Here is a 12,657-nt window from a genome sequence, read left to right as displayed (position 1 = left end):
TATAATATGTATTTTAGCATACAAGAAAAAGAGGTTGAGCAACGTGCCCAGCCTCTTTATATATATATATATATATCAATACTTGATTTGTCCAAGCTTATTAAATAAGAAAAAATATACCGCTAACAGACAAATCTTTAGAATTCATCAATTATGATAGTTTATTCTAAACCACGACGCATTTTTTCAGCAATTAAAGTATTATTTAAAACCATTGTGATTGTCATAGGCCCTACACCACCAGGAACAGGTGTGATTGCACCTGCAATTTCTTTTACTTCGTCATACTCTACATCGCCTTTAAGCTTGCCGTTTTCATCTGGTGTATTTCCGACATCAATCACTACAGCACCAGCTTTAACGTCATCACGTGTCACCATACCAGGACGTCCAACTGCGCTCACAATGACATCAGCTTGTTTTAAATGTTCACTAATATTTTGACTACGTGAATGTAAAACAGTGACAGTTGCATTTTGTTGGATTAATAATTTTGCTACAGGTTGACCCACAATATGACTACGGCCGATAACTACTGCGTTTTTACCTTCTAAATCAATGTCCGCATGTTTCAATAATTCCATCACGCCAAGTGGTGTACATGGGATTAATTTTGCTTCATCTAAATATAAACGACCAATGTTGATAGGGTGGAAACCATCAACATCTTTGGCTGGGTCAATGGCATCTAATACTTTTTGTTCATCCACTTGTTTCGGTAGCGGAACTTGCACTAAAATCCCACTTACGCTGTCGTCTTGATTTAAACGTTCTAACTCTTTCAACACATCCGCTTCAGAAGTATCTTCATTTAAATGAATGACTTCAGAAATCATGCCGATTTTTTCAGCTGCCTTCTTTTTTGAACGGACATAGCTTTGGCTTGCGCCGTCATTTCCAACTAAAATAACAGAAAGCTTAGGCGTATACCCTTGCGCCTTTAATTTTTCTACTTCATCTTGCAAACCTTGTCTATAATCTTTCGCGATTTGTTTCCCATCTAAAATTTTTGCACTCATAAAAATAGCCTCCTCATAATAATTCGAACAATAACGAATGATTGCAATGTAATTATACCAATAACCGAACAAAATACGAAATATAGATTTAAAAAAAGTATTAAAGTTCGATTTTTACGTTGAAAAAAGCATGTGAGCTTGTTATGCTATACCTGTAATATACAACTATTAAGATTAATATTTCAAATCTTTGAAAGGGTGTTCATAGTGAAGGTAGCAGTCATAATGGGGAGTTCTTCTGACTGGGAAATAATGAAAGAAGCATGTGTCATGTTAGATGATTTTGAAATTTCATATGATAAAAAAGTCGTTTCAGCACATCGCACACCACATATGATGGTCGAATTTGCAAGTCAAGCAAGACAAAATGGATATTCAGTCATTATTGCAGGTGCAGGCGGTGCTGCACATTTACCGGGTATGGTCGCTTCCATGACGACATTGCCCGTCATTGGCGTGCCTATCGAATCAAAAAGTTTAAAAGGCTTAGATTCATTACTTTCTATCGTTCAGATGCCTGGAGGAATACCTGTAGCTACAACGGCAATTGGCAAAGCAGGTGCGAAAAATGCAGGGATTTTGGCTGCACGAATGATTGGTATGACAGACGAACAAGTTCAAGCGCGTTTAAACGCTTACGAAGCATCGCTTGTAGAAAAAGTAGAGGTGATGCAAAATGACCTTCGATAAGTTACATTTTGGGCAAACAGTTGGCATTATTGGTGGCGGACAACTTGGAAAGATGATGGCACAATCTGCACAAAAAATGGGGTATCGTGTGGTCGTGTTGGATCCAGATAAAAATTGTCCTTGCCGATATGTTGCACATGAATTTATACATGCTGCCTATGATGATATGTCAGCATTAACACAATTAGGAGAAAAATCAGACGTTATTACTTACGAGTTTGAAAATATTGCGGGCAAACAACTTCAAAAACTTGTAGAAAATTACAACGTTCCTCAAGGTTATCAAGCCATTCAACTTCTTCAAGATCGTTTAACAGAAAAACAAACTTTACAAAATGCAGGCGCAAAGGTCGTTCCTTTTGTTCAAGTCACATCAGCACAAGATTTAAATGTAGCAATACGAACATTAGGATATCCTTTTATGCTTAAAACACGTTTTGGTGGTTATGACGGTAAAGGTCAAATCCTTGTACAATCAGAAGCGCAACTCGAGGAAGCATTCGCTTTAATTGAAAATCAAGAATGTGTCGCAGAACAATTTTTGGATTTAGCACTCGAAGTTTCATTAACTGTAACGATAGGGAAACATGGGCAAAAAGTTTATTTTCCGCTTCAAGAAAATGAACATCGTCATCAAGTATTGTTTAAAACAATTGTACCTGCGCGTTCAAGCAAAGAGGAAGAAGCACGTCAAGAAGTTTCGAAAATTACAGAAGCAGTACATTTCGTAGGTACATTTACAGTTGAATTTTTTATTGATCAACAAAATGAACTATACGTCAATGAGATTGCGCCACGTCCTCATAATTCAGGACATTATTCGATTGAAGCATGTGATTTTTCTCAATTTGATACACATATCTTAGCTGTGACAGGGCAACAATTGCCATCTCAAATCGAGTTATTGAAACCTGCAGTAATGATGAACTTACTAGGAAAAGATTTAGACTTATTAGAAGATCAATTCAGCCAGCATCCAGAGTGGCATATGCACATTTATGGTAAAACAGTGCGAAAACCTGAACGTAAGATGGGGCATATGACTGTTTTGACAGACAACATTGAAAAAACTGAAAAAGCAATGTTGAAACAATTTGAAGGGAGAGACGAAATCAAATGAGTCTACTATATGAAGGTAAAGCCAAACGTGTATTCGAAACGGAGCACCCTAATGAATTGCGTATCGAATATAAAGATGAAGTGACAGCAGGAAATGGCGCTAAAAAAGATGCAATGGTTGGGAAAGGGCGTTTAAACAACCAAATTACAAGTAAGATTTTTGAATATATTAAAAAAGAGGGCGTTGAAAGTCACTTCATTCGCCAATTATCTGAAACGGAGCAATTGGTAAAAGCGGTTAAAATCATCCCGCTAGAAGTCGTAGTCAGAAACATTGCTGCAGGTTCTATTACAAAACGTCTTGGTTTTGAAAAAGGTCATCGTTTTGATTATCCTTTCGTTGAGTTTTTCTATAAAAATGATGACCTTAACGACCCATTGATTACAGATGATCATGTTAAACTCCTTCATATTGCAGATGACGAAACGATTGCTGCACTTAAAAGGGAAGCACTCAAAGTGAATCAAGCACTTGTGAAATTAATGGATGAAATGGGACTTGATCTCGTCGATTTTAAGATTGAATTTGGGCACGACTCATCAGGGAATCTTGTGCTCGCAGATGAAATTTCCCCTGATACATGTCGTATTTGGGATAAAACGACACACGAAAATTTTGACAAAGATGTATATAGAGAAGATACAGGTTCTTTAATCGATACTTATCAAACTTTCTTAAATAAATTGGAGGCACTTTAATCATGAAAACAATCGAATTACACATCACTTTACAACCCCAAGTTTTAGATACACAAGGACAAGCGTTAAACCGCGCAGTACACGATTTAGGATATCCACAAGTTAATGATATTCGTGTAGGAAAAGTGCTTTATATGACAATTGATGAAGCAACGGATGAAGCAGTTCATAATGTTATTACAACATTAAGCGAAAAGTTATTTGCGAATACAGTGATAGAAGAATATAGCTACAAAGTATTGGATGAAAAGGAGAATGCATAAAATGAAGTTTGCTGTCCTAAGATTCCCGGGGTCTAACTGTGACCGTGATATGTATAATGCAGCGATTAAATCAGGTGTAGAAGCTGATTACGTGGATTATCGTGAAACGTCATTGAATGGCTACGATGGTGTTTTGATTCCTGGTGGTTTTTCATTTGGTGACTATTTGCGCTCAGGTGCTGTAGCGAGTGTTGCACCCGTTATTAAAGAAGTTAAAAGACTTGCAGAAGAAGGGAAACCAGTCCTTGGTGTTTGTAACGGTTTTCAAATTTTAACAGAAATTGGACTGCTTCCTGGTGCATTGTTGCATAATGACTCACACTTATTTGTAAGTCGCAACGAACGTTTGAGAATTGTAAATAATCAAACACCGTTTACAAATAACTATGCCGAGGGTGAAGAAGTGGTTTACCCAGTTGCACACGGTGAAGGTCATTATTATTGTACGGAAGAAATTTATCAAGACTTAGTAGAAAATAACCAAATTATTTTGAAATATGTGGATAATCCAAATGGTTCACATGATGATATTGCAGGAATTGTGAATAAAGCAGGAAATGTTTGTGGCATGATGCCTCACCCAGAGCGTGCATTAGAAGCGATTCTTGGTACTGATAGTGGTGTGAAATTATTTGAATCTATGGTAAATAGTTGGAGGGAACAAAATGCCTAAATTTTTAGAGCCGTCTGCAGAAGAAGTTAAATCAGAAAAATTGTATCGTGATATGGGGTTAAGTGATACAGAGTTCGAAAAAGTAACTGAAATTTTAGGACGCACACCTAATTTTACTGAAACAGGTATTTTTTCAGTAATGTGGAGTGAACACTGTTCTTACAAACACTCTAAACCATTTTTAAAACAATTCCCAACTACAGGTGAACATGTATTAATGGGACCTGGTGAGGGCGCTGGTGTTGTGGATATCGGTGATAATCAAGCGGTCGTCTTCAAAGTTGAATCACACAACCATCCATCAGCAATTGAACCGTATCAAGGCGCAGCAACAGGGGTTGGTGGCATTATTCGTGATATCGTATCTATCGGTGCACGTCCAATTAATTTATTGAATAGTTTACGCTTTGGTGAATTGACTGAAAAAACGAACCGCCGATTATTAAGTGGTGTAGTTGCAGGCATAGGTGGCTATGGTAACTGTATTGGAATCCCTACAACTGCAGGTGAGATTGAATTTGACGAACGCTATGACGGTAATCCACTTGTCAATGCGATGTGTGTCGGTGTCATTGATCATGACATGATTCAAAAAGGAACTGCAAAAGGTGTAGGCAACTCTGTCATTTATGTGGGCTTAAAAACAGGTCGTGATGGGATTCATGGTGCTACTTTTGCATCAGAAGAGTTAACAGAAGAAAGTGAAAGTAAACGTCCTTCTGTTCAAATCGGTGACCCATTTGTCGGTAAGAAGTTAATGGAAGCGACTTTAGAAGCAATCACATTTGAAGAGCTAGTAGGAATTCAAGATATGGGTGCTGCAGGTCTGACATCTTCATCTTCTGAAATGGCTGCAAAAGGGGGTAGCGGTATTCATTTAGAACTGGATAAAGTCCCTGTACGAGAAAAAGGAATTTCACCATATGAAATGATGCTTTCAGAAACACAAGAGCGTATGTTACTCGTTGTTGAGAAAGGGACTGAACAAAAGTTCTTAGATTTATTTGATTATCACGAGTTAGATAGTGCAGTCATCGGTGAAGTAACAGATACCAATCGCTTTGTTCTCACATATGAAGGTGAAGTTTATGCAGATATCCCTGTTGAACCGCTTGCTGACGAGGCGCCAGTTTATGTATTAGAGGGAGAAAAACTTCAACATGAAGCGCCGGCAAACAATTACGACAATATAGATGTTGAAAATGTATTCAATCAATTACTGACGCATCCTACACTTGCATCAAAACATTACTTGTATGATCAATACGACCAACAAGTAGGTGCGAATACTATTGTGAAGCCTGGATTACAAGCTTCTGTTGTACGTGTGGAAGGTACAAATAAAGCTGTTGCATCAACAATCGATGGTGAAGCGCGTTACGTATTTAATAATGCGTATGAAGGTGGAAAAATGGTCGTTGCAGAAGCATACCGTAACTTAATTGCAGTTGGGGCAAAACCGCTTGCGATGACAGACTGTTTAAATTATGGTTCTCCTGAGAAAAAACATATTTATCAACAGCTTATTGATTCTACAAGAGGAATGGCTGAAGCATGTGAAGCATTAGCGACACCTGTTGTATCTGGTAACGTATCACTTTATAACGAAACGCGTACGTCTTCAATTTTCCCAACACCTGTTGTAGGTATGGTGGGATTAATAGAAGATATCGATTATTTAAAATCATATCAACCCTCTGTTGGCGATACACTTTATGTTGTAGGTGAAACGACAGATAGCTTTGGAGGAAGCCAAATTGAGAAACTTTTACATGGCAGTGTTAATCATGAAGAAGCGCATATCGATTTATCTAAAGAGGTTCAAAGAGGCGAAGCAATACGTTCGGAGATTCGCAGTGGAAAAGTTTCACATACACAAACAGTCGGTAAAGGCGGTTTATTACTTACATTAGCCAAAATGAGTGCACATTACAGCTTAGGTATTGATGCAAAATTTGATTTAACAAATGCACAGTTATTTAGTGAGACGCAAGGCCGTTATATTGTCGCTGTTAAAAAAGGACAAAGCATTGATATTGAAGATGCCACGCCAATTGGTTCTTTCACTGACACTGACGACTTTAAAGTAGAAGGTAAAGAAAGTGTAATCGAACGTCGTACATCAGAACTTAAAAGAAACTGGGAAGGGGCTATTGAGGCATGTATGACATCCGTGGACTAAATGAAGAATGCGGTGTTTTTGGAATTTGGAATCATCCACATGCGGCACATTTAACATACATGGCTTTACACAGTTTACAACACCGTGGTCAAGAAGGTGCTGGAATTGTATGTTCAAATGGTGAGCAACTTTTTGGGGCGCGTGGTATGGGATTACTTCCCGAAGCGATTTCAGAACAACAACTTAACTCTCTTCAAGGTTATGCGCACGCTATCGGGCATGTACGTTATGCGACAACGGGCGCAAGTGAAATTTCAAATGTCCAACCTTTTTTGTTTAAACATTCAAAAGGGGACTTAGGCTTAGCGCATAATGGAAATTTGACAAATGCGGGTCAAATTCGTAAAGCGATTGAGTCTGAAGGTGGCATATTCCAAACAACAAGTGATTCAGAAGTTTTAGCACACTTACTTATTAAAGGTAAATCGAAAAATATTAAGACAAATCAAAAAGCTGCGTTGAATCAAGTGAAAGGTGCCTTTAGTTGTGTCATTTTAAATGAACAGCAATTGACAGTAACACGAGATAATCGTGGGGTACGTCCTTTAATGCTTGGTAAAGTGGATGGGGCATATTGTGTAGCAAGTGAAACATGTGCTTTTACTGCAATTGGCGCGGAGTATATTCGTGATATTGAACCTGGAGAATTAATCACATTTTCAAATGAAGATGATGTGGACTACGATATGTATACGCCTGATGTAGATCATAAGATGTGTTCTATGGAATATGTATATTTTGCACGTCCTGATTCAGAATTTAGAAATCATTCTATTTACAATGTCAGAAAAGCTTTAGGGCGAAAGTTAGCTGAAGAAATGGGAGTAGATGCAGACATCGTTATTGGTGTGCCTGACTCTTCTCTTCAAGCTGCAAAAGGTTTTTCTGAATACACAGGAATTCCGAATGAACAAGGATTATTAAAAAATCGATACATTGGCCGTACTTTTATTACACCTGATCAAACGGTCAGAGAGCGTCAAGTCCGAATGAAACATTCTCCGATTCGTGATGTGATTGAAGGGAAACGTGTCGTGGTGATAGATGACTCCATTGTGCGTGGAACGACAAGTAAATACATCGTGAAAGCATTAAAATCAGCGGGAGCTAAAGAAGTGCATATGGGTATTTCTTCCCCCCCATTACAAGACCCATGTTATTACGGGATAGACGTTTCTACACATGCTGAACTGATGGCAGCACAACATAGCGTCGAAGAAATCCGAAAAATGATTGGTGCAGATACATTAACGTATCTATCTGTAGATGGGATGCATGAAGTGTTCAGAGCGCACGGTTCTAAAGGTGAATGTAACGCTTGCTTTACAGGTGAATATCCAATTGAAATTGTAGATCATCAATTACCAGAAGCGAAAGAAATGAAAAGAAGAGGAGTGTAATAAATGGCTGAATCGTATAAAAAAGCTGGGGTGGACATTGAAGCAGGTTATGAAGCGGTCAAACGTATGTCCAGTCATGTTGAAAGAACAATGCGTAAAGAAGTACTCGGCGGATTAGGTGGCTTTGGTGCAACTTTTGATTTATCACAACTGAATATGAAAGCGCCTGTGCTCGTATCAGGTACAGATGGAGTCGGTACAAAATTAAAACTTGCGATTGACTATAATCAACATGACAGCATCGGTATTGATGCAGTAGCCATGTGTGTCAATGACATTTTAACGACTGGTGCAGAGCCATTATACTTCTTAGATTACATTGCTACAAATAAGGTCGTACCTGAAGTCATCGAGCAAATTGTCAAAGGAATTAGTGATGGTTGTGTTGCTACAAATACAGCATTAATCGGTGGCGAAACGGCTGAGATGGGTGAAATGTATCACGAAGGTGAATATGATGTTGCTGGTTTTGCTGTAGGTGCTGTTGAAAAGGAAGATTATATCGATGGTTCAAAAGTTGAAAAAGGAGATGTCATCATTGGGCTTGCATCCAATGGTATTCACTCTAACGGTTATAGTTTAGTACGTCGCTTAATTACACAATCTGGCATTAATGTCGAAGATGAATTTGAAGCAGGGAAAAGCTACTTAGATGTATTTTTAACACCGACTGCACTATATGTTAAACCTGTACTTGAGGTGAAATCACAAGTACAAATTAAAGCGATGACACATATTACAGGGGGTGGCTTCTATGAAAATATTCCTAGAGCACTTCCACAAGGTAAAACGGCAGTTGTTAATACAGAATCTTTCCCAACACCTAAAATATTTGAATGGTTACAACAAGAAGCACAAGTTGATAGTGATGAAATGTATCACATCTTTAATATGGGCATCGGTTTTACACTTATTGTTCGACCTGAAGATGAAACAAAAGTGCATCAAATTTTAAAAGCAGCGGATGTTCAATCTTACACAATAGGTACAATTACTGAAGAAGATGAAGCCATTCGCTTAACGGAGGCGGCATTGTGATTAAAATTGCGATTTTTGCTTCAGGCTCAGGAACGAATTTCGATAATATTATGACACGCATTCGTGAAGGTGAATTGCAAAATATAGAAGTGACAGCGCTATATACAGATCAACCAGAAGCCGCGTGTATCGCACTGGCGCAACAACATGAAATACCCGTTCATGCTTTTGTACCTAAAACGTATGAAAATAAAGCAGCGTATGAAGCGGATGTGCTTAAGCATTTGAAAGCTGAACAAGCAGAATGGATTGTTTTAGCGGGTTATATGCGACTCATTGGTGAAACGTTATTATCAGCATATGAAGGTCGTATGATTAATATTCATCCTTCATTATTACCGAAATATAAAGGTAAAAACGCAGTCGGACAAGCATTAAATAGTGGTGATGACAAAACAGGTTCAACCGTACATTATGTTGATGCAGGCATGGACACTGGACAAATTATTGAACAACGTACATGCCCGATTTATAAGGATGATACGATATCTACATTAGAACAACGTATTAAAGCATTAGAATATGAATTATATCCAGCCGTTATAAAGAAGATTATTCAATAAGGAGTTAAATTAAACCATGAAAAAAGCAATTTTGAGTGTTTCTGATAAAACAGGTATTGTTAAATTTGCCAAATCATTAGTCGATGCAGGTTATGCATTATATTCAACAGGTGGCACATATCGTGCAATTGATGAAGCAGGAGTGAAAGTGGCATCAGTGTCTGAATTAACACAGTTTGAGGAAATAATGGATGGACGTGTTAAAACACTTCACCCAGCTGTTCATGGCGGTATTCTCGCTGATAGAGATAAACCGGAGCATTTAGAACAATTAAAAAAACAAAATATTGATTTAATTGATATGGTGGTTGTTAATTTATATCCATTTAAAGAGACAGTTAAAAATCCAGATGTGACAGAAATGGACGCAATAGAAAACATCGATATCGGTGGGCCGACAATGTTAAGAGCTGCTGCGAAAAACTTTAAACATGTTACAACGATTGTGGATCCAACTGATTATGACACAGTGATTGAGCGTATTCAAAATGGGACTTTAGATGAAGCTTATAGAAAGTCATTAATGATTAAAGTTTTTAATCATACATTTGAATATGACCAAGCGATTGTTGAATTTTTCAGTGACAATAAAGAAACTTTACGTTATGGTGAAAATCCGCAACAGTCTGCGTCATTTGTTCGTACATCATCAGCTCCGAATACAATTGCAGGTGCAAAACAACTGCATGGTAAGCAATTGAGCTATAACAATATTAAAGATGCTGATGCAGCATTAACACTTGTTAAAAAATTCGATTTACCAACTGCAGTTGCGGTTAAGCATATGAACCCATGTGGTGTAGGTATTGCTTCAGACATTCATCAAGCGTATCAACATGCATATGAAGCAGACAGTCAATCTATTTTTGGTGGTATCGTTGCATTAAATCGTCCAGTTACAAAAGCGCTTGCTGAAGATTTACATTCTATTTTCTTAGAAGTTGTGATTGCGCCAAAATTTGAAAAAGAGGCGCTAGACGTGTTACAACAAAAGAAAAACATCCGATTACTTGAAATTGAAATGTCTGAAGAAAAAGATGAAGTTGAATTTGTCTCTGTTTCAGGTGGCTATCTTGTTCAAGATAAAGATCACTTCGATGTTAAAAAAGAAAACATGACCGTTGTGACAGAAGCGAAACCAACAGAAGAGCAATGGAACGCATTATTGTTAGGTTGGCAAGTTGTTAAGTCAGTGAAAAGTAATGCGATTGTATTAGCTAATGACAAACAAACAGTAGGTATTGGCGCGGGACAAATGAATCGTGTCGGTTCTGCTAAAATTGCTATTGAGCGTGCAATCGAAATGAACGATCAAGTCGTATTAGCGTCAGATGGTTTCTTCCCTATGAGTGATACAGTTGAAACTGCTGCAAAAGCAGGTATTAAAGCCATTATACAACCAGGGGGTTCTATTAAAGATCAAGATTCAATCGATATGGCGAATCAATATGGTATCGCTATGGTAACTACAGGCATGCGCCATTTCAAACATTAATGAAGGAGGAACGCATACTATGAATGTATTGGTCGTTGGTGGTGGCGGTCGTGAACACGCACTTGCACACAAATTAAATCAATCTCAGCTCGTTTCGAAAGTTTTTGCAATTCCAGGAAATGTTGCAATGAATCATGTAGCCGAAGTGCATTCAGAAATTGCTGAAACGGAACACGATCGCATTGTTGAATTTGCAAAAGATCATCAAGTAGAGTGGGTAATCATTGGACCAGAGCAACCTTTAACTGGGGGATTAGCTGACTTATTAAGAGCGGAAAAAATCAAAGTATTTGGCCCTAATCAAGATGCTGCACAAATCGAAGGATCAAAATCTTTTGCTAAGCGTCTTATGGAAAAATATGATATCCCAACAGCAGATTATCGTGAAATTAATAATAAAGAGGAAGCTTTAGCTTACATTGAAACATGTGAATTGCCAGTGGTCTTGAAAAAAGATGGTTTAGCAGCTGGTAAAGGCGTAATTATTGCAGAAACGCGTGAGCAAGCGCAAGAAGCAGTTGATATTTTATATCCTGAAAAAGAAAGCAAAGTGGTTTTTGAACAGTTTTTAGAAGGTGAAGAGTTTTCACTCATGACATTTGTTAATGGTGACTATGCCGTACCTTTTGATACGATTGCGCAAGATCATAAACGGGCTTTCGATCAAGATCAAGGTCCTAATACGGGCGGAATGGGTGCTTATTGCCCAGTTCCACATATCAGTGACCAAGTTTTAAAAGAAGCTAATGAAAAGATTGCTCAGCCTATTGCAAAAGCGATGCAGGCAGAAGGTTATGACTTCTTTGGTCTATTATATATTGGCGCGATTTTAACGAAAGAAGGTCCTAAAGTCATAGAATTTAATGCACGCTTTGGTGATCCCGAAGCACAAGTTTTATTAACACGCTTAGAAAGTGACCTTATGGCACATATCATTGCGTTAGATGAAAAGCAACCTATTGAAATGAAATGGAAAGAAAATGCTGTAGTCGGCGTGATGCTTGCTTCAAAAGGGTACCCAGGTGACTATGATAAAGGTTTAGCTGTTGCAGGGTTTGAAAATGATTTAGACCATTATTTTGTAAGTGGATTAAAATATGAAAATAATCAATATGTGACTTCTGGTGGCCGTGTGATTTTAGCAATCGGTGAAGGCACAACAATTGAATCAGCTCAGGCGCAAGCGTATCAACGTGTAGCTCAAATAGAAAGTGATGCCTTATTTTATCGAAATGATATTGCAAATAAAGCATTGTCATAATTGATAAACTTTACATGAAGAAACGTCATCAATTCAATGATAGAAATTGAAACAGAAATACAACCTCCTCAATTACGTCGTTCGTCAATCGAGGAGGTTGTATTTTCTTATATTAGAAGAAAGGGTATCTATGTGTGATTGAGTATTGCGTCTCATATTGTAGCTCATCCAAAAAAGAGGTTAAGCCATGTTATGCGGCTTAACGTCTTTTTTGCGTAACTATCCGATTCGACAGAGTGCAAAAAAATACTCATA

At 37.9% G+C, this 12,657-nt stretch carries 12 protein-coding genes; 11 read left to right on the top strand and 1 reads right to left on the bottom strand.

What is annotated here, in order from left to right:
• Positions 1–161: 161 nt before the first annotated feature.
• Entirely contained in the window at positions 162–1,019 is an 858-nt protein-coding gene (gene folD, locus CD118_RS06690; RefSeq protein ID WP_060830113.1) for a bifunctional methylenetetrahydrofolate dehydrogenase/methenyltetrahydrofolate cyclohydrolase FolD, read from the bottom strand.
• 207 nt (positions 1,020–1,226) lie between these two features.
• Here folD and purE point away from each other — a divergent pair, with 207 nt between their 5' ends.
• From purE to purD, 11 genes are read left to right on the top strand one after another with little or no spacing between them, the layout of a single operon-like run.
• Positions 1,227–1,709, top strand: a complete 483-nt coding sequence (gene purE / locus CD118_RS06685; RefSeq protein WP_050331384.1) for a 5-(carboxyamino)imidazole ribonucleotide mutase — start codon at positions 1,227–1,229, stop codon at positions 1,707–1,709.
• Positions 1,696–2,829, top strand: coding sequence for a 5-(carboxyamino)imidazole ribonucleotide synthase (gene purK, locus CD118_RS06680; RefSeq protein WP_103356438.1), 1,134 nt, complete (start codon positions 1,696–1,698; stop codon positions 2,827–2,829). Before purE ends, purK begins: the two co-directional genes overlap by 14 nt.
• Positions 2,826–3,527, top strand: coding sequence for a phosphoribosylaminoimidazolesuccinocarboxamide synthase (gene purC / locus CD118_RS06675; RefSeq protein WP_103356437.1), 702 nt, complete (start codon positions 2,826–2,828; stop codon positions 3,525–3,527). Before purK ends, purC begins: the two co-directional genes overlap by 4 nt.
• A 2-nt stretch (positions 3,528–3,529) precedes the next feature.
• On the top strand, positions 3,530–3,790 hold the full coding sequence (purS, locus tag CD118_RS06670; protein ID WP_016424734.1) for a phosphoribosylformylglycinamidine synthase subunit PurS: 261 nt from the start codon (positions 3,530–3,532) through the stop codon (positions 3,788–3,790).
• Position 3,791: 1 nt separating this feature from the next.
• Positions 3,792–4,463, top strand: coding sequence for a phosphoribosylformylglycinamidine synthase I (gene purQ / locus CD118_RS06665; protein WP_050331381.1), 672 nt, complete (start codon positions 3,792–3,794; stop codon positions 4,461–4,463).
• Positions 4,456–6,645 (top strand): phosphoribosylformylglycinamidine synthase subunit PurL, encoded by a 2,190-nt coding sequence (gene purL / locus CD118_RS06660; RefSeq protein WP_103356436.1) that lies wholly within the window; start codon positions 4,456–4,458, stop codon positions 6,643–6,645. Before purQ ends, purL begins: the two co-directional genes overlap by 8 nt.
• Entirely contained in the window at positions 6,624–8,045 is a 1,422-nt protein-coding gene (purF, locus tag CD118_RS06655) for an amidophosphoribosyltransferase (RefSeq protein WP_060830109.1), read from the top strand. The genes purL and purF overlap by 22 nt, the downstream gene beginning before the upstream one ends.
• A 3-nt stretch (positions 8,046–8,048) precedes the next feature.
• Entirely contained in the window at positions 8,049–9,083 is a 1,035-nt protein-coding gene (gene purM, locus CD118_RS06650; RefSeq protein WP_103356435.1) for a phosphoribosylformylglycinamidine cyclo-ligase, read from the top strand.
• The gene (gene purN / locus CD118_RS06645; RefSeq protein WP_103356434.1) at positions 9,080–9,646 is read left to right on the top strand and encodes a phosphoribosylglycinamide formyltransferase; all 567 of its coding nucleotides are present in this window, start codon (positions 9,080–9,082) and stop codon (positions 9,644–9,646) included. The genes purM and purN overlap by 4 nt, the downstream gene beginning before the upstream one ends.
• A gap of 16 nt (positions 9,647–9,662) precedes the next feature.
• Positions 9,663–11,141, top strand: a complete 1,479-nt coding sequence (gene purH, locus CD118_RS06640) for a bifunctional phosphoribosylaminoimidazolecarboxamide formyltransferase/IMP cyclohydrolase (RefSeq protein WP_016424740.1) — start codon at positions 9,663–9,665, stop codon at positions 11,139–11,141.
• 19 nt (positions 11,142–11,160) lie between these two features.
• Positions 11,161–12,402: a phosphoribosylamine--glycine ligase gene (purD, locus tag CD118_RS06635; protein WP_103356433.1), complete on the top strand. Its 1,242-nt coding sequence runs from the start codon at positions 11,161–11,163 to the stop codon at positions 12,400–12,402.
• Positions 12,403–12,657 lie beyond the last annotated feature (255 nt).

This window comes from Staphylococcus coagulans, assembly GCF_002901995.1.
GTDB classification, from domain to species: Bacteria; Bacillota; Bacilli; order Staphylococcales; family Staphylococcaceae; genus Staphylococcus; species Staphylococcus coagulans.
This window is presented reverse-complemented; position numbering and strand designations above follow the sequence as displayed.